The 19,822-nt window shown below is 42.0% G+C and carries 14 protein-coding genes; 1 reads left to right on the plus strand and 13 read right to left on the minus strand.

The window, feature by feature from the left end:
- Positions 1–69: 69 nt before the first annotated feature.
- The 7 genes from pgi to uvrC all read right to left on the minus strand — a co-directional run bounded on the left by pgi (position 70) and on the right by uvrC (position 10,469).
- Positions 70–1,710, minus strand: a complete 1,641-nt coding sequence (gene pgi / locus WBM49_RS06085; RefSeq protein ID WP_424371170.1) for a glucose-6-phosphate isomerase — start codon at positions 1,708–1,710, stop codon at positions 70–72.
- A 1-nt stretch (position 1,711) separates the two neighbouring features.
- Entirely contained in the window at positions 1,712–2,989 is a 1,278-nt protein-coding gene (locus WBM49_RS06090) for a peptidoglycan DD-metalloendopeptidase family protein (protein ID WP_424371171.1), read from the minus strand.
- Between the two features lie 3 nt (positions 2,990–2,992).
- A complete protein-coding gene (locus tag WBM49_RS06095) occupies positions 2,993–3,958 on the minus strand; it encodes a tryptophan 2,3-dioxygenase family protein (RefSeq protein ID WP_424371172.1) in 966 nt (321 codons plus the stop codon).
- A gap of 7 nt (positions 3,959–3,965) precedes the next feature.
- Positions 3,966–4,745: a DUF3108 domain-containing protein gene (locus WBM49_RS06100; protein WP_424371173.1), complete on the minus strand. Its 780-nt coding sequence runs from the start codon at positions 4,743–4,745 to the stop codon at positions 3,966–3,968.
- A 304-nt stretch (positions 4,746–5,049) separates the two neighbouring features.
- Entirely contained in the window at positions 5,050–6,192 is a 1,143-nt protein-coding gene (gene hppD / locus WBM49_RS06105; protein ID WP_424371174.1) for a 4-hydroxyphenylpyruvate dioxygenase, read from the minus strand.
- Between the two features lie 207 nt (positions 6,193–6,399).
- Entirely contained in the window at positions 6,400–8,664 is a 2,265-nt protein-coding gene (locus WBM49_RS06110) for a patatin-like phospholipase family protein (protein WP_424371175.1), read from the minus strand.
- Between the two features lie 17 nt (positions 8,665–8,681).
- Positions 8,682–10,469, minus strand: a complete 1,788-nt coding sequence (gene uvrC, locus WBM49_RS06115) for an excinuclease ABC subunit UvrC (protein WP_424371176.1) — start codon at positions 10,467–10,469, stop codon at positions 8,682–8,684.
- 337 nt (positions 10,470–10,806) lie between these two features.
- Here uvrC and WBM49_RS06120 point away from each other — a divergent pair, with 337 nt between their 5' ends.
- Positions 10,807–11,367, plus strand: coding sequence for a 5-formyltetrahydrofolate cyclo-ligase (locus WBM49_RS06120; protein ID WP_424371177.1), 561 nt, complete (start codon positions 10,807–10,809; stop codon positions 11,365–11,367).
- Here WBM49_RS06120 and WBM49_RS06125 read toward each other — a convergent pair.
- The 6 genes from WBM49_RS06125 to recO form a co-directional block, all read right to left on the minus strand.
- Positions 11,355–12,002 (minus strand): lipoprotein signal peptidase, encoded by a 648-nt coding sequence (locus tag WBM49_RS06125; RefSeq protein WP_424371178.1) that lies wholly within the window; start codon positions 12,000–12,002, stop codon positions 11,355–11,357. The two genes, WBM49_RS06120 and WBM49_RS06125, sit on opposite strands and share 13 nt — an antisense overlap.
- A gap of 77 nt (positions 12,003–12,079) precedes the next feature.
- Positions 12,080–12,712, minus strand: coding sequence for a hypothetical protein (locus tag WBM49_RS06130; protein ID WP_424371179.1), 633 nt, complete (start codon positions 12,710–12,712; stop codon positions 12,080–12,082).
- A 32-nt stretch (positions 12,713–12,744) separates the two neighbouring features.
- Positions 12,745–13,128 carry a TraR/DksA family transcriptional regulator gene (locus WBM49_RS06135; RefSeq protein ID WP_424371180.1) on the minus strand — a complete coding sequence of 128 codons (384 nt, stop codon included), beginning with the start codon at positions 13,126–13,128 and terminating at the stop codon, positions 12,745–12,747.
- A 5-nt stretch (positions 13,129–13,133) separates the two neighbouring features.
- Positions 13,134–16,535: an isoleucine--tRNA ligase gene (gene ileS, locus WBM49_RS06140; RefSeq protein ID WP_424371181.1), complete on the minus strand. Its 3,402-nt coding sequence runs from the start codon at positions 16,533–16,535 to the stop codon at positions 13,134–13,136.
- A 199-nt stretch (positions 16,536–16,734) separates the two neighbouring features.
- Positions 16,735–19,146 carry a TonB-dependent receptor gene (locus WBM49_RS06145; RefSeq protein ID WP_424371182.1) on the minus strand — a complete coding sequence of 804 codons (2,412 nt, stop codon included), beginning with the start codon at positions 19,144–19,146 and terminating at the stop codon, positions 16,735–16,737.
- 2 nt (positions 19,147–19,148) lie between these two features.
- On the minus strand, positions 19,149–19,822 hold a 674-nt coding region (gene recO, locus WBM49_RS06150), incomplete at its 5' end, for a DNA repair protein RecO (protein ID WP_424371183.1).

The following is a 19,822-nucleotide window of genomic DNA, read 5'->3' on the forward strand; positions in this document are numbered from 1 at the left end:
CACAATATTTGCAATACCAAACTCTTACGCTCGAAGAATTGAACTTGAGTAAATAAATACGAAAATGGTCTATAATTTCTTAAAATATTGCAGTAATTGTAAAGTAGAAGTATCGTGATTTGAAATTTCGGAATTCTGGATATCTTTTAAAGTGGTAGTCGCCAATTGTTTCCCCAGTTCCACCCCCCATTGGTCATAACTGAAAATGTTCCAAAGGACGCCCTGCACAAAGATCTTGTGTTCGTATAAAGCGATGAGTGAACCCAAACTGCCAGGAGTAAGTTTATCTATCAGGAGGGTATTTGTTGGCTTGTTTCCTTCAAAAACCTTAAAAGGAACTAACTTTTTGATCGCTTCTTCTGTCATATTCTTTAATTCGAGTTCCTTCCTTACCTCCGCGGCCGATTTTCCATTCATCAGTGCCTCCGTTTGTGCAAAAAAATTGGCCATCAGCTTTTGATGATGATCTGTATTCCCATACAGCGAATCCTTAAAGCCAATAAAGTCGGCTGGTATTAATTTAGTGCCTTGGTGGATCAACTGAAAAAACGCATGCTGAGCGTTGGTACCGGGTTCTCCCCAAATAATGGTCCCGGTCTGGTACGAAACTGGTTTTCCATTTCTGTCTGTACTTTTCCCATTGCTCTCCATGATGCCTTGTTGAAAATAGGCCGAAAATCTACTGAGGTATTGGGTATAAGGAATAATGGCCTCCGTCTCTGCCTTATGGAAATTGTTGTACCAGATACTCAACAAGCCCATAAGGACAGGCATATTATCTTTGAATGCCGTATTTTTAAAGTGAACATCCATCTCATGGGCCCCGTGCAATAATTCTTCAAAATGTTTTGGCCCAATTGCCAGGGCAACGGATAAACCAACCGCACTCCAAAGAGAAAAGCGCCCTCCAACCCAATCCCACATAGGGAATACATTTTCCTCAGCGATCCCAAATTCTGCGATCTTTTCTACATTGGTAGAAACTGCTGCAAAATGGTGAGCAATATCTGCTTGGGATGCCTTTTGTAAGAACCAGTCTTTAATGGTCAGGGCATTGGTAAGGGTCTCCTGGGTAGTAAAGGTTTTGGAAACAATAATAAATAAGGTGGTCTCCGGATTTAATTCCTTTAAGATCTCCTGTACATGGTCCCCATCAATATTGCTTACAAAATGGGTCTTTAAATGATTTTTATAAAACTTCAGTGCTTCTGTGACCATCACCGGACCAAGATCTGAACCTCCGATCCCGATATTTACCACATCGGTAATGGGTTTGCCGGTATACCCTTTCTTTTCTCCTGAGATGACCGCTTCTGAGAATTCCCGGATATGGTTTCGTACGTCATATATCTCTGGAACTACATTGACCCCTTCAACCAGGACCACCTCATCTTTTGCGGCGCGTAAGGCGGTGTGCAATACGGCCCTTCCTTCGGTTTCATTGATAAGATCTCCTGCAAAGTACTTTTTAATGGCATCTGCCAACCTGGCTTCATTTGCAAGTTCCAGCAAATGATCCAATGTGCTTGTAGTAATCCTGTTCTTGGAGAAATCGAGCAGGAAATCCTTCCATTTTCTGGTGAATTCTGTAGCCCTGTTAGGCTCTTTTTCGAAGAGCTCTTTTAAATGATCCCCTTTGCTTTGGTTGTAGTGTTCTGTAAGTTTTCTCCAGGCGGAGGTAGTGGTTGGATCAATGTTCTCTAAAGACATTCTATGGGTTAAGTGTTAGTTGGTCTTCTGAAGGTACTGAGGGGAATTCTATGCAATCTAATTGTGTCTTCACGGGATTCATATATTCATAGAAAGCAGGTCTCAATACCTCGGCCAATGGTTCGGCAGCGGGAAGTTTTTCCCTAAGCGGATCTACCTGCCTGCCATTTCTCCAGAAACGATAGCATACATGAGGCCCTCCTGTATTTCCGGTCATACCTATCCACCCAATAACGTCACCTTGTTTCACGTATTCCCCCTTTTTTACCTTTTGAGCCTTCATATGCAGGTACTGCGTACTATAAGTACCATTATGACGGATCTTAACGTATTTTCCATTTCCACCTCTTCGGGTAGACTCGGTGACCACCCCATCTGCCGTGGCCAAGATTGGCGTGCCAATGGGTGCGGCATAATCTGTTCCCTTATGTGGACGTACTTTATATCCGTAATAGCGAATCTTCCTTTTTAAATTATATCGGGAGGATAAACGTCCAAATTTCAGGGGGGCCCTTAGAAAGGTACGGCGCAAATTATTAGATTCCTGGTCATAATATTCCCGGATATCCAGGGAATCATTGTGATAGGCAAAGGCGTAAAACGGTTCCCCTCTGTGTTCAAAATAAGCTGCTTTAATAGAGCCTGCCCCGGCATAAATACTGTCATTAATATATTTCTCATCATAGATGATGCGGAACTTATCGCCTGCATCTAATTTAAAAAAGTCAATGGTCCAGGCATAGATCCCTGACAATTCATTCACCATTAGATAGTCTATGTTTTGCTTCACGATCACATCAGACAAAGAGCCCCCTTGCGGGATCACCCCGGATGCTTCGCGTTGTACTAATTTCACTTCTTTCCTCCCTTTATAGGCATTAACCGAATCTCGAAAATCTACCACGGTGTAATTGATGGCATCGTTTTCGTAAATAAAGATCTGTGCTACCTGGGAAGTATCCCTGGATCTGAGAATAGTATAGGGATTGCCTACGCGTATTCTCCGCACATCGAAGGTGTCCTTAAATTTTTGGGTAAGTTCGTAGATCTTTGGATAGTCTACTTTGTTGCGGGTCATAAGGGTCCCGAAAATATCTCCCTTGCGGATGGTGTCTTCCACCACGTCGAAATCGCCAAGGTTAAATCCGTATTTTTTTATATTCTTGACAACAACTTTAGGAACTTCCACTAACAGTTGGTCATCATCGGTAGTTTTTTTGTCTTCCCCACAAGAAGACAGCAGAATACATGCTAAAAAGAGGCCCCAGTATTTATGCATTTTCTATAACACTTTTTCGGGGTTGAACAGGTGGTCTACCCATTGTTTCCCCCAATTATTTATATCTTGTTTGCTGTGCAATTTCGGAAAAAACACCACCTTTTGAAAACTTGGAGGCAGATATTCTTTCCAATTAGTACCCCCGGTGGCTTCAATGGCTTTATCGCCCTTGTTTAAATAGCGGTAGGCAGAACCCATGTGCATCAGCGGCCAATTTACATTAGCATTCAGGTCCATCTTCCTTAACGCGTCAATCAACACTTTATTATTCCTGCTTTTTTCCGGCAGATGAAGGTATTTATGGTAAATGGTATTTTCGGCTACCTCCTTAGTAATCCTAATAAATCTAGGCGTATATCGGTATTCAAATTGCTTCAGGGTAAGGGTCTTCTCTCCGGTACTCAGATCGGTTGCCCCTTTCTTCCAGTAAATATGCTCATAAAGCTCTTCTATAGGAGTATCTTTCGAAAACTGATCCCTTTCCGATTCATACACAAGATTCTCCAAAGGAGTTGCATAGAGTTCTATCATGCGGTATTGGGCCGACTGGAATCCACTAGATGGCAACAGGGCCATTCTATATCGCAGGAATTGCTCTCTTTCCATCCCGTTTATCATGATGCTAAAAGAAGAGATCAGGGCTTTGTAGTAATTGTTGATGCGATTTACTTTTTCTATAAAATGACCTACTTCCTGGGACTGGTCATCTACGATCTGCTTCTCTTCGTGAATAATTAGCTTAAAGTAAAGTTCTGTGATCTGATGATACATGATGAAGATCTCTTCATCTGGAAAGTAGGTGCGTGGCACCTGTAAGCTTAACAGGGTGTCTAAATGAATATAATCCCAATAGGTAAGGTATCGTTGATACAATAAGCCATCCAAATAGGAGCTTAGATCCTGGCCGGAATCCTTGTATTTCTCCGCAAGTTTTTGGATCTGTGACGCTATCTGTTCTTTGTCTTTCATTACCTTATTAATCCATTATGATCTTAAACTGATGTTTAAGGCCATTGTACCCATCCAGATCTGCCTTTAGAGATCCTACAGTAAGGTCGGCCTTAATGCGAATAGGTATTTTATTGAGATCATTAGAAACCCATAGGGTGAGACTCTCTTGTTCCTTAAAAACCCTCCCAGATTGTACATAGGGTCTAAAACTTAGACATTCTACTTTGCCAAACTTGGTTTTCAAAATCTCTTTTCCAAGGTATTTTAATTTGAATTTAAAAATACCATCGTCGTCGTAGAGCATGTTGAGATCTATAGACTCACCTATTACCAAATCTTTAGCCCTATAATTGTTTCGCAAATAATAAAAGGCCGAAACCAGGTCCTGAATACCGTTCTGTAATGTAAAAGTAAACTTTTTATCGTTCTTCTTATCGTCTAGTAATGCCTGCTTATTTTGATAGTCAAAGTTGATCTCGATGTCCTTGGTATACCCGCCTTCATCGACTTTTCGTATAAATCGATAGGGTTTTCCATTCTCCATGTCAAAATAACTTTCATAGGTGTCATCTACCTTAAAAAAGATGCTTGCAAAGCCTGTGGTCTTTCCGTTCCCCACCACATGGTATACAGGAACTTCTCCAACGGAGTCTGTCTTTACATGCAAGGTGGCATAGCTGGCATTGAGGATACCGTAATGTATCCTGAATTTCAACCATTCTCCGGCCTTAAAAGATTCTTGTTTGTTCTGTGCAAACAAGATCCCCTGAAGAAGAAGGAAAAATGCCAGTGCAGTTCTTTTCATCAAATTTTTGTTCAAAAATAGTAATTCGGGCCTGATGGCCATGTCGTTAACGTTAATTAAACAATATTTATTCCAAACTCTTCAAAAAAAAAAGCCCCGACGAGCGTCGGAGCTTTTTCCTAAATAACCAACCAAACTTTAAATTATGAAAAACCAATACTTAAAGTTATAAGGGAACCACCCCTTATGACAACAAATCTACTATAACTTACTGAAAACACATTTCGTTTTAACGTAATTTAACTCAAGAGTTAACAATTCTTTATCAAATTACCATTAAATCAGTATAAAAAGTGGTGTGTTTCTATAGAGTTCCTCTAGATTCTTGTTCCCGTTCTATAGCTTCGAACAAGGCTTTGAAATTCCCTTTTCCAAAAGACTTGGCTCCTTTTCGCTGAATAATCTCTATAAACATAGTAGGCCTGTCTAAGATAGGTTTGGTAAATATCTGGAGCAAATACCCTTCCTCATCGCGGTCTATTAATATTCCCAAATCTCTCAATGGAGCCAGCTCCTCGTCTATCTCGCCTACCCGGTCTAATACGTCTTCGTAATACGTTACGGGGACGGTAAGGAATTCTACGCCACGATTGCGCAAGGAAGTAACAGTTTCAATGATGTTGTCTGTAGCCAGGGCCATATGCTGTACCCCAGCACCATTGTAAAATTCAATATATTCTTCTATTTGCGATTTCTTTCTTCCCTCGGCAGGTTCATTGATCGGAAATTTGATGCGTCCGTTGCCATTGCTCATTACCTTACTCATCAAGGCAGTATACTCCGTGGAAATATCCTTGTCATCAAAGGAAACCAGTTGTGCAAAGCCCATGACGTGTGCATAAAAATGGCACCATTTATTCATTTCGTTCCAACCTACGTTCCCCACCATATGATCTATGAATTTCAGTCCAACATCAGTGGGTTGATACTGCGGGTTCCATGCCCTGTAGCCCGGCATAAATACACCCTTGTAATTGCTTCTTTCCACAAACACATGAACTGTTTCCCCATAGGTATGGATCCCGGATAAGATCACTTCACCATGGGTGTCTTTGAGTGTTTTGGGTTCAAAATATGATTCTGCACCACGTTTGGTAGTTTCTGCATAGCTTTTTGTTGCGTCGTCTACCCATATCGCAATGGCCTTTACTCCGTCCCCGTGTTTATCTATGTGCCGGTTAATATCTCCCCCGGATTTTAAAGGAGAGGTAAGGACCAGTCTGATCTTATCTTGCTGAACAACATAAGAAACCTTGTCCTTTAAGCCTGTTTCGAGTCCGGCATAAGCAAGTGGCTGAAACCCCCAGGCGGCCATATAATAGTAGGCTGCCTGCTTGGCATTTCCCACATAGAGCTCAACATGATCTGTGCCTAACAATGGCAGGAAATCCTCAGCTGTCGGATTTTCTTTTGGTAAGTGTAATGAAGTATTATCTAATGTAGCCATGATATATTTTTTGAATTGATTCTGTGTAATTGTGTACTAGTCCTATCCTGATTATACCGGAGGGCTACCACATGGCCCTTAAGTGAGGGGTAATATCTATTCTTTTGTGCAACATTGTAAGCTCATTTACCCTACAAAGATCGTAAAAAAGGGGGAAAGAAGTACAATATTCAGTTCCCGAGACTACAAGTTGATTTTATCCCCATCCTAGAACCAGTACCCAATGCTAAAGAATAAATTGCCATCGTCATTCTCGGGAGACCAGGAATAAATGATCTGAACCGGACCAAAAAAGGATTCCCAGCCATAACCCAGGCCATAGCCAGAGTAATCAGGAGCTGTGAACCATTCCCCGGTTCTGAAAATATCGTCATCCACGTTGGATATGTTGGCCGCTAACAACAGGTGATTTCTTGGGCTAAATTCATAGTCAAACCTTGCATATGCCTTTACATAACTATTCCCGGGCAAACTCAGAAAGTCGTATCCCAGAAATGGTTCAAAATTATTGATGGGATAATTTCCATAGCCCCCCAACACAAAATCAAAAGCAGCCACGCGGGAGGTACCTAATTTAAACCCTCCGGAGGTTTCTATATTCAGCGATAATTTAGGTGCTACTGAAAACGCCGTTCCAATAGTTGCTTTGGCAATAGAGAATTCTTTAAAATTGTCATTAAAGTCGGACGACCATAAATAAAAATGAAAGTCGCCATTAAAATATACTCCCTTAGACGGAAAGTACTTGTCGTCATAGGTGTCCAGGATCAATTTCCCATAGGTAGATAAATAGTTGCTTTTCTCAAAAAAGGTAGCCGGACTTGCAGTTGGCGGAGGTTGAGTAGAATCATTGACCACTTCATTCAAGGTGGTAGAACTGTATTTCAATAATTTATGTTCAGCGCCCAGAATAAAGGCAAATTCTTCTTTAAGAACAGTTTGAATATAGAATTGATTGGTAAAATCGGATACATCCAGATTTATATTATTGACATTGCTGTTCACCGGCAGCTCAAAATTAGACTGCAAGACTACCCCGTAATCTATTTCCTTTACAAATTCATAAAACCTGGAATTAATACCAAAGCTCCAATAAAAGCCCCGATCTACATAGTATTGAAAGTTGTAGCGAAGATTATCCCCGAGGATCAGGTCCAAGGATGCAACATCATCGTTCATCAATACATTCTTTTTGGTAAGATTGATCAAGGCGGCACTCTTGTACAAATTATCATAATGCGCAGCAATCCGGAGAAAGGATTTGTCTTTATTTTCAACCAGGTTCATGGTAAGGTCATCTCCCAAACCGTTGGAGGTTAACTGATAGCGAATGGTATTAAAGTTCCCGGTAGCCACCAAATTATTGATTCCTTGTTGTAGTTTGGTAAAACTCAGGCGCTCATTGAGGTTTACCCGTAATTTTCCTTTAATATATCCTCTGGAGAAATTATCATTCCCATTAACGATGAGCCGGTTTACTGTAAGGGAATCTTCCTCTACAATATCAGGTCTCTTAGAAAAAGGTTTATTTTGTTTTGTAGCGAGGGCTTTCAATTCATCTAAATGGAGCATGGCCGCTGCCTCTCCTGTATTGATAATTGTATCTTTAAGTTCGAAATCTATCACCGAAAATTTATCCATCTCGGGTTTGATATAAATATCGGTAAGAGCGGACTTGCGCTGCATGTCTTTTATGGTTCTGAAATTATTAATCTGCAGTAAAATCTCTGTGGCAGACATCAGAGAAGCCCTGTCCCTGAGGCCATGTTGTACATCTACCCCAATGATAATGTCCGCGCCTTTGGCACGCAACTCTTCCACCGGATAATTATTTAGTACACCCCCATCGATCAAAACTTCGCCGTTCACTTCCGAAGGTTGAAATAAGGACGGGAAGGTGCCGCTTGCAAGAATCGCCTCCGGGAGATATCCCTTGTTCAGTAACACCTCTTTGCCTGTCTCAACATTGGTGGCAATACAGAAAAATGGGATGGGAAGTTTGCTAAAATCGTTTACGTCCTTTACATGGAAAAGCATTTTGACTAAGGTATTGTAGATATTCTGGCCGCTGGAAAGGCCTTGTGGAAAGGATAATTTAAAATTATTGAATGGCAGGGTAAGGGCATATCGTTCAGAGTCTTCCTTTTCATAAAAGGTTTTCGCATCCCGGGGCAGGTTATCCTGAATAAGATCCGAAAGATCTGTATTCCTGAAAAGTGTTTCGAGTTGATCAGCAGAATACCCGGAGGCATAAAGGGCCCCTACAATGGCTCCCATACTGGTGCCTCCAATATAATCTATGGTAACTCCTGCCTCCTCAATAACCTTTAAGGCTCCTATATGGGCCAATCCCTTCGCACCCCCACCACTTAGAACCAATCCAACCTTGGGAGGATCCTGCACAGGTTCCTGCTGCCCATAGAATTGAAAACAGCATAAAAGAACTGCCAATAAAAGGAACCATTTACCCATGTAGTGAAGATAGCAGATTAATGAAAGTTTTCATATATTTTCTTTGCTTTGGACCAGCCCACAACTTCACTCAGGTCTTCCAGAGAGGCTTCTTTGATCCTTTTTACCGATTTAAACTTTTTAAGAACCTGCTCGGCGGTCTTGTCGCCAATCCCATCAATCCCTTCCAGCAACGATTCGAAGGCTGTATTACTTAGCTTATTACGGTGAAAAGTGATACCGAACCTATGGGCCTCATTCCTCAATTGCTGAATGATCTTTAGCGATTCCGATTTTTTGTCCAGATAAAGAGGAATGGGATCCTCCGGAAAATAGATCTCTTCCAACCTCTTAGCAATCCCAATGATTGCGATCTTTCCACGCAGGTTAAGCGCTTCCAGACTTTTCAGGGCAGAGGATAGCTGACCTTTCCCTCCGTCTATTACGATTAGCTGCGGGAGGGATGCCTCCTCTTCCAGCAGTCTTCTATAGCGGCGGAAAACCACTTCTTCCATGGAAGCAAAATCATCCGGGCCTTCCACTGTTTTAATATTGTAATGCCGGTATTCCTTTTTTACAGGTTTTCCATCCCGGAAAACAACACAGGCTGCCACAGGATGACTGCCTTGTATGTTGGAATTGTCAAAACATTCAATATGTCTGGGTTCTTCAGATAATCGCAGGTCTTTTTTCATCTGTGCCATGATCCTGTTCACATGGCGGTCTGGGTCTGTGATCCTTGTTTGTTTAAAACGCTCCTGTCTGTAGAATTTAGCATTGCGTTCCGAGAGATCCAGGATCTTTTTTTTATCTCCCAATTTGGGAACGGTAAGTTTTAGATCGTCGGGTAAGGTAAGGGTAAAAGGCAGATATAGTTCCCTGGATTGGGAGTTGAATCGTTGCCTTAACTCAATAATCGCCAATTGCAAAAGATCCTTATCCGCTTCTTGCAGCTTCTTCTTGATCTCCATAGTATGAGATCTGATAATAGACCCATGGGAGAGTTGCAGGAAGTTAATGTAGGCATAGGCATCGTCCGAAATGATACTGAACACATCTACATTGTTGATCTTGGGATTTACAATGGTCGATTTTACCTGGTAGTTCTCCAGCACTTCGATCTTATTCTTGATGCGCTCTGCCTCCTCAAAATGCATCTCAGCTGCCAGAGCCTTCATCTCTTTCTTAAAGTAATGAAGGGAGGTTTTAAAGTTTCCTTTTATGATCTCCCGGATGTCGTCTATCTGTTGATGATACTCCTTTTCTGTTTGTAACCCTTCACAAGGACCTTTGCAATTTCCCAGATGGTATTCCAGACATACTTTATACTTCCCGGCAGTGATCTTTTCTTCCGAAAGGTCGTAGTTACAAGTGCGCAAAGGATAGACACTTTTAATTAGGTCTAATAAGGTCCTTACGGTTTTCATGCTGGTGTAGGGGCCAAAATACTCCGAACCATCCTTGATTAATTTTCGAGTGGGAAAAATCCTTGGAAAACGTTCCTTCTTTATACAGATCCAGGGATACGACTTGTCGTCCTTTAGCAAGACATTATAACGGGGTTGGTACTTTTTAATCAGGTTGTTCTCCAACAGCAGGGCATCCGATTCTGTAGGTACCACAATATGCCTCAAAGAATGGATCTTTTTGACCATTACCCGGGTCTTCCCATTCTCATGGGTCTTGGTAAAATAAGACGTAACCCTTTTTTTTAGGTTTTTTGCTTTTCCGACATACAGGATCTTACTATCCTTATCATAGAACTGATATACCCCGGGGGAATGGGGAAGGGTATTTAACTGAAGTTCAACCGATACTTCTGACATTTGAAGAATTTGGAGCCAATGTATTACAAATATAATTTAGCAAAATCATTTAAGCTGTGAAGATCTAATTATAATTATGATAAAGAAATGAGAAGCCTAAGGGTCTGTTTCTGTTAAACTTTATATAAAATTGTGTAGTTCAACGGCAAAATGTGCTTTTGATAGAGTTTGTTTTAATTTTTTTTCTATTTTTAGTGCTATCATAAAACAAGCAAATGGATAACTATCTGATTACCTTAGGAATGTATCTCATTCTAATGCTCTTCTTCAAGATCTATTTTGCTGTTTTCACCAAAGAGTAGAACGTATTCTATTTCCTTAAGTACAGTTCGGCTATATGCTTAAAAAAGAAATCCGAACTAAATACCTAAACTTAAGAAACAACACGTCCGAAGAAGATGTGTACCAAGCCAGCCTCTCCATAGCAAACAATTTATTATCGCTGCCTATTTGGGCGCACACCTATTACCACATCTTTCTTCATAGTCCCAGCAAAAAAGAACTTCATACCAACCTTATTATTACCCTCCTTCAGGGAAAGGACAAGGAGATCGTAGTTCCCAGAATGGCCAAGGGGAACAGTCTGGAACATTTTCTTCTAACAGATAATACGCTGCTGAAACCCAATTCATGGGCCATTCCGGAACCCGTTCAAGGCATAGAAATTGCACCTTTAAAACTCGATGTGATATTTGTTCCTTTGCTCGCCTTCGATAAAAAAGGTCATAGAGTAGGATATGGGAAAGGGTATTACGATCTGTTTTTAAGTCAGTGTAGATCAGAAGCTATTTTTGTAGGATTGAGTATGTTCGATGCCGAAGCGAGTATTGAAGATGTTGGTCCTCATGATATCCCACTAAACTACTGTGTTACCCCGGGTAGGACCTATTCTTTCTGATCTGTTTCAGCAGCCGCCTCTTGCGTCTTGCTAAATGCTTTTTTGTTAAACACTATAAGGATACCTACACCCGTACTAATGGCGGTGTCAGCAATGTTAAATACAGGTTCAAAAAAACGGAAGGTGTCTCCTCCAACCAATGGCATCCAATCTGGCCAGGTCGCATCTATTAATGGAAAATAAAGCATGTCTACCACCTTGCCATAAAACAAGCCTCCATAGGGATCTGCACTGAAAAAGGTAGCCACTGTGCTATAACTGTCATTGAATATTAGACCGTAGAATAATGAATCTACAATGTTCCCAACCGCTCCGGCGAAAATAAGTGACACCGCAATGACCAAAGTTTTAGAAGCTTCTTTCCGAATGCTGTCTAATAACCAGTAGCCAATCCCTGCAATGGCGAACAAGCGGAATACCGTAAGTACCAACTTCCCCGTACTGTCCGATATTGGTAAAAGATCACTCAACTTAGTTCCCCAGGCGGCTCCTTCGTTTTCAATGAATAAGATCTTGAACCAACTAAAAACATCTACGGACTCTCCCAGTATAAAATGAGTTTTAATATAGATCTTGCTGATCTGATCTATAAGTAGAATGATAAAAATAAGGGCAATTGACTTCTTTAGATTCATAGATGATTTTCTGCTGGGCAAAAATAGGGATTATTAAACATTCACAAGAAGATGTGTTTTTATCCTGTTGTTTTAAATTACCTGGCTTTTTTTATAGTGATATTACCGGTGGTTGAAGATAGGTCGTATTGCTTTATCCCGTCAGGGATCATTTCCTTGGCAACAGTGCCGTACTTTGATTTGGCCTTTACCGTTCCTCTGGCAATCGCCAGGTTTATAGGCCCACTTTGAGTGGTGGCGCTCACCTTCTGCCCTACTTCTCCAAACGTGCACGTACCATCGTTCAAAACTACTTTTAACTCCTTGTAGTTACCTTCTGCCTTAATATTGGCGCTGCCGCCGTACAGAAACACCTCTTTATTCTCGGGAACTATTACATGGAGAGAAATTGAGACCACTTTATGGGCACTTAGTTTATCATTAGGAAGAGTAAAATAAGGTTGAAACTCGCCGGCAACAAAAAGAGTGTTCCCATTTTCTCTAACCTCTATCCCAAGATCTTTCTGATATTCGCCCTCCAGGGAAGCTTCCAACACCAACTCCTTTTCTTTAGTGGTGACCACGGTTACCTCAAAAAAAAGATCTGTATTTATCTGTATAGCCGTTACATGGGGAGAAAGGAAAACCTTCTTAATGGTTTTTTGTCCCAACACAGGGCTCAGCATTGCCATACTGATCAGAAAAAATGCAAAGTACTTTACGTGGTACATAAGTAAACGTTCCTTTTATAGAACGTTATCCATTATTTTTGCATGTTCTTTGCTTCAATACTCAGAGTAGCATGGGGAACTAGCTTTAAACGATCTTTATTGATAAGTTTCCCGGTAACTCTGCATATACCATAGGTTTTATTCTCAATTCTCAACAAAGCGTTCTTCAGGTCCCTGATAAATTTTTCCTGCCGTATAGCAAGTTGTGTGTTTGCTTCCTTGCTCATGGTCTCAGACCCTTCTTCGAAAGCTTTAAAGGTAGGCGAAGTATCATCTGTACCGTTATTTCCATCATTCATATATGAACTTCGCAGTAAATCTAAATGACTTTTAGCTTTGACTATTTTCTCTTCTATCAGCACTCGGAATTCTTCTAATTCTTTATCTGAATATCTAATTTTTAAATCCTGTCCCATAATATCTAGTGTTTTTGAATCAACAATCTTGTATTAACCTCATCGAAAACGATTTCAGTACCCGTTTCCAGTTGCTCTTCCAGAGCAAGATCTGCGGTAAGGGTCTCCGTTTTTATATATTGCATGTTACTTTCGATCGCTTTTTCTACAAAACCGTCCTTCAGTACTTTTATGTCAATTTTATCTGTCACTTCAAATCCAGACTCCTTACGCAGATTCTGGATGCGATTCACCAACTCTCTGGCAATGCCTTCTTGTTTCAGATCTTCATTGATTGTGACGTCCAAGGCCACTGTTAGGCCTCCGGAACTTGCTACCAACCATCCTTCTATGTCTTCGGAGCTTATTTCTACCTCTTCTAACTGTAAGATAACATTTTTATTTTCTATCGCCAGCGATATTTCGCCTTCCCGTTCAATTTGTTGGATATCTTCCTGTTTCAACATCCCTACCGCTTGAGCGATCTTTTTCATATCCTTCCCAAAACGAGGACCTAACACCTTAAAATTCGGTTTTATCTTCTTTACCAGTATCCCGGAGGCATCGTCCAGCAGCTCTATTTCCTTTACGTTTACTTCTGTTTTGATAAGCTCTGCCACTGCTTCTATCTCACTTCGCTGTTTATCATCGAGTACGGGTATCATTACCTTTTGTAAGGGTTGACGCACTTTGATCTTCTCTTTCTGACGGATAGAAAGTACCAAAGAAGAGATGGTCTGCGCCTTTTCCATCTTACTTTCCAATGCCTTGTTTACCATGGCATTATCATAAGCCGGGAAATCGGAAAGATGAACACTCTCCAAGGACTTTACTTTTGTATGGAGGGTTAGATCCACATATAAGCGTTCCATAAAAAAGGGTGCTATAGGTGCAGATAACCTGGCTACCGTAAGTAAACATGTATGCAGGGTTTGATAGGCCGAAATTTTATCCTGTTGGTAATCACCCTTCCAAAAACGGCGGCGACACAAGCGAACGTACCAGTTGCTCAAATTTTCCTGCACATAGTCCGAAATGGCCCTTGCTGCCCGGGTAGGCTCATAGTCTCCATAGGCTTCATCTACTGTTTTGATCAGGGAATGCAGCTCGGAAAGGATCCATTGGTCTATTTCAGGGCGTTCCTTTAAAGGAATCTCTGCTTCCTCATACGCAAACTCGTCTATATTGGCATACAGGGCAAAAAATGAATAGGTATTGTAAAGGGTTCCGAAAAACTTTCGCTTTACTTCCAGGATACCATCCATATCGAATTTCAGGTTGTCCCAAGGATTTGCATTGGAGATCAGATACCAGCGTGTGGCATCCGGTCCATGTTCTTTAATGGTCTCAAAAGGATCTACTGCATTGCCCAGTCTTTTAGACATTTTCTTCCCTTCCTTATCTAACACCAGCCCATTAGAAACCACATTCTTATAGGCTACTGAATCGAATACCATGGTGGCGATGGCATGCAGGGTATAAAACCACCCCCTGGTCTGGTCTACCCCTTCGGCAATAAAGTCGGCCGGAAAGGTCTTCCCTTCATCAATCAGATCTTTGTTCTCAAAAGGATAATGCCATTGCGCATAGGGCATGGATCCACTATCGAACCATACATCTATAAGATCGGATTCGCGTTTCATTGGTTTCCCTGAGGATGAGACCAGCACGATGGCATCTACTACATTTTTATGCAGGTCTATGGTATCATAGTTAGCCTCCTCCATATTCCCTACCTCAAAAGCAGCAAATACATCTTCAGTCATAAAGCCGGCCTTCACTGCCTTTAATATCTCCTTTTTAAGTTCTGCTACAGAGCCAATGATCACTTCTTCTGTTCCATCCTCTGTGCGCCATATAGGCAAGGGAATTCCCCAGAATCTGCTTCGGGATAAATTCCAGTCGTTGGCATTGGCCAGCCAGTTCCCAAATCTTCCGTCCCCGGTAGCCTTCGGTTTCCAATTGATGGTTTGGTTTAGTTGGAACATTCTATCCTTGATATCAGTAACCTTTATAAACCATGAATCCAGCGGATAATATAAAATAGGTTTATCGGTACGCCAGCAATTGGGATAGCTATGAAGGTATTTTTCTACTTTAAAGGCTTTATTTTCCTCCTTAAGTTTGATCGCAATTTCAACGTCCACTGATTTTTCCGGGGCATCTCCATCTTCATAATATTCATTCTTCACATATTTACCGGCCAGTTCTTTCATTTCGGGCCTGAACTTTCCCTGTAGGTCTACCAAAGGCACCGGATTTTGATATTGATCTAGCACCAGCATAGGTGGCACCTCGGGGATAGCTTGTTTGGCCACCATGGCATCGTCTGCCCCAAAGGTAGGGGCCGTATGTACGATTCCCGTACCATCTTCAGTGGTTACAAAATCGCCGGCAATGACCCTAAAGGCATTTTCCGGATTCTCATAGGGAAGCGCATACTGCAGTAACTGCTCATAACGTATCCCCACTAATTCCTTTCCCTTGGTTTGTTGCAAAATCCTGAACGGGATCTTTTTATCGTCTTTGGAATACTCGTTTAGTGCCTCCTCCGAGCTAACCTCTTCAAACTTTCCTTTAAATTGTTCTCCTACCAATGCTTTGGCAAGGATCACCTTCGTGGGTTCAAAGGTGTACTGGTTAAAGGTCTCCACCAGCACATAGTCTATTTTGGCACCAACGGTCAGGGCCGTATTAGACGGCAGTGTCCAGGGAGTGGTGGTCCATGCAAGGAGAAAAATATCTCCTGCTACATCCTTCAAGTTAGCGGGCAGGCTTTCCTTTCTTACCTTGAACTGGGCTGTAACGGTGGTATCTGTAATATCCTGATACGTTCCAGGCTGGTTCAACTCATGCGAACTTAAACCGGTTCCTGCTTTGGGCGAATATGGCTGAATAGTGTACCCTTTGTACAACAGACCTTTATCGTAGATCTGTTTCAGGAGCCACCAAACAGACTCCATATATTTGGATTTATAGGTAATATACGGGTCCTCCATATCTACCCAATACCCAATTTTTTCGGTCATGGAATTCCAGACATCGGTATAGCGCATTACCGCCTTTTTGCAGGCTGCATTGTACTCTTCTATACTGATCTTAACCCCAATGTCTTCTTTGGTGATCCCAAGTTCTTTTTCAACACCCAATTCTATGGGAAGGCCGTGGGTATCCCAGCCGGCTTTACGTTTAACCTGGTATCCTTTCATGGTCTTGTACCTCGGAAAGATATCCTTAATGGTCCGAGCCATTACATGGTGGATGCCGGGCATGCCATTGGCAGAAGGCGGACCTTCATAAAAAACATAGTTGGGTTTCCCTTCCCTGGTGGAAATGCTTTTTTCAAAAATCTGATGGGCCTTCCAAAAATGGAGGATCTCTTCTCCAATATTGGATAAATCCAATCCTTTGTATTCCTGAAACTTCATATTGCCTTTCCTTTGACCTATTTAAAGGTGGCAAAACTAGTGAATTTTACCCAAAAAAAGCTCTATAAGGAGTACAAAAAAAGTGGTTCCAAAGAGCTTTTGAGACGGGGTTCTGTAACCACCTATACGCTGGTTCAGGGAATGGTGATTTATTACTTTGCATGTAGTATAAATAGAAATGTGAGGCTTAGTCCCCACCTTAAAATGAATAGCGCAGCCCTAGAATAAGGTTGATCCCCGGTGCAACGATCCCCGAAGAATAAGTTCTGTAGCGTTGGTCTGTGATATTCTCTAAAGCGAGGGAGGTAGTTAACTTTTCGCTGAGTTTGTACTGTGAGCGTAGATTAAGTGTGTACCATGAGGGAGAAAAAGGGTTCCCGTTGGCATCTAACTCATAAATGTAGTCTTTGCTCCTTTCCGTGAGGGCCAGATCTTCATAGGAGATTTCCCCGTTATAGTTGAGAAAAAGATCTGTCTTTAGTCGCGGCAGGGTCCATATTATATGAACATCCCCAAAGGTGGGGGCAGCATGCCTCGCTGCGGAATCTTCTCCACTATCGTCTTCTTCTATACCTTTGGTAATGGTCAGATTTGTAGTAAACTGCAGCTCATTGGTCAGAAATACTTCGGCTCCCATCTCAAATCCATACACATAGGCCTTTGCAGCATTCTGAATAGCCTGTACATTGCTCAATTCCCCATTGTATAGTATCTCCCGTTCACCGTTAAAGGTGAAATCCCTTCGGACAAGGGCATCTACCAGATAGGTATAAAAAGCGGCCCCGCGCAGCACAGCCTTATCTTTAAAATTTTTCTTTATTCCCACTTCCACGTTGTAGGCGTATTCCGGCTCTAACTGCGGATTGGGAACTACAACAGAACCGGGTTCGGAATCGAAGATCTTGCCGATATCATCTATGTTGGGTGCCCTGAAACCTGTTGATCCGTTTAGCGTTAGTTGAAAAGACTGGGAAGGGAACCAACTGATCCCCAGGCTACCTGTTAGAGCCCCATTATTTAGGGTAGTTTTGGTAAATGGAAAGGGGTAAAAAGTAGTGTCGAAAACAGCATTGATCCATACATGACTGTACCTGATGCCCGATAAAACCGTCAGATTGGGCATTGCTTTGTACTCTGCATTCACGTACCCTGCAAGTGTTTGCCAGGAGGCCCCATCCGGGTAGCGCGATGCCGCCCTGTTCTTAGCACCAGTTTCAATATTTTCCTGACTCCCTTCCGAATGTACCTTATTGTATATGTATTCTCCGCCATAATACAGCCGAAGGTTCCCAATTCTCTTATTCTCAAAATCTATATTGGTAGAAAGGGCATCCACTTTTTCTTTTGTTTTGTTGCGGATGGCATCCTGATAATTCCGATCGTTCCTGCTTTCTTCAAAGAACTGATAGGCCGTGCTAAATTTTATCCCATCATAGAATTTACTGCGCGCCTTATTAAAGAGTTGTAGGTTTCCCATAAACCACTTTTGAGGGCCGTAATTCCACTCGGCAGAACGCAGTGCCGTACCATCACGGTTGGGCCTTATTAGTCGGTCGTATCTGGAATAAGAAGATGTTTCCGAATAGTACAACCCCAGATCGTACTGCCAGGTGTTAGATGGTTTGTGTGATATTTTTTGTAGGAGGTTGATCTGGTCATACCCGGTGGGCAGCTGTTTTTTTGGATTTCCATTGGCAACAAGGGCATCCGTATCGTTCTGACGTACCACAAGGGTATTTCTCAAGTAGCTGTCCGGGCCGTGACTGCCCATTCTAAGATCATCAAAACTATTGTAGGTAATGCTGCTTAAGAATGCCCATTTCTCTGAAGCCAGGTTCACATCGCCGTGTGTGGTATTCTCGTTATTTGCAGATGCATAGCGCACATTGGCATTCCCGGAGACTACCACTGAATCTCTCTTTAAAAAGTGCGGTTGAAGGGTTAGGAAATTCATTACTCCCCCTATAGCATCACTTCCGTAGATCACAGATCCCGGACCAAAAATTACTTCGGTATTCTTAATGGTAAAAGGATCTATGGAGATTACATTCTGAATATTTCCCCCCCTGAAAATAGCATTGTTCATACGTACCCCGTCCACAGATAAAACCAGTCTGTTAGTGGCAAACCCACGGATCATAGGGCTTCCGCCTCCAAGCTGACTTTTCTGTACAAATACCTGCCCGCTGTTCTGTAAGAGATCCGCGGCCGTTTGGGGATTGGTAAATGCGATGCTTTGTGCACTAATAGAGGTGATCTTTTGCGGAATGTCTTTTTTCTGTTGCTCCCATTTGGAGATAGACATTACTACCTCATCTAGCTGTTCTGTTTGGGGCATCAGGAAAATACGGTTCCCCCGTTTTAAGAGTTGATTCTTGGTAACCGTTCTTGGCTGATAACCCATATAGCTTATGGTAATGCGTTCCGATCCTTTGAACTGGGAAATATCGCATACCCCATCAACATCAGATAAGGCAGTTTTAGACTTGGATACATTGTAGAGTAAAGCATTGACAAGTGGCTGCCTGGTATCGGCATCCAATACCTTAATTTCCTGTGACCAACCATAGGAAATAACAAAATAACATCCTAATAAGAATAGTAGGCGCATGTTTAGTTAAAAACTTCGTTCAATACTGCCAGTGACCTGGGTTTTCTGAAACCGTGCAAATGTAATTCAAAATAGAGGACTATCTTTTGTAATAAGGCCTGTCTCTCTTCTTTCCCAATCCTGATCGTATGGATTGCATCAAAATTTATGCCTAAGAGGTCCGCAAAATGGTCTAATTCTATCCCTGTTAGCATGGGGTTAACTCCGGGTTGGGGGATATACTGACCGTCCTGTAGATCAAAATAGGCAGATCTTCCGGTCGCGATTTCGGGGTAAAAGCCAAAATACTTTGTAATTTCCAGTAAGAAATACAAATGAAAATTAGCGATCTGATCATGGGTATCCAACCATTGGAAGGCCGCCTCCATATATCGGAACAAACCCTGGTTGCGTTCTTCTTCCTGTATGCTGTTCACTAACATCTCCGAGAGAAAAAAGGCAACTGCATTCTTGGTAACGTTGGTCTGTAAGGTCTGATAGGGATAGGTGCTTTTTACTTCCTGTAAGCGCTCCATACTACCCTTGTTTCTGTGGGTGGCCACCATCTCTAACTGCATCAAAGGCTGAAAATAAGCCACTTTTAATTTGCCTTTTCTGGAGCCCAACACGCCTTTTAACAAATAGGTCTTTAGTCCGTCAGATTCCGTAAAAGCCTTTACGATCATGCTGCTATCCC

The organism is Muriicola sp., from assembly GCF_049669965.1.
In the GTDB taxonomy this organism is placed as follows: domain Bacteria; phylum Bacteroidota; class Bacteroidia; order Flavobacteriales; family Flavobacteriaceae; genus Muriicola.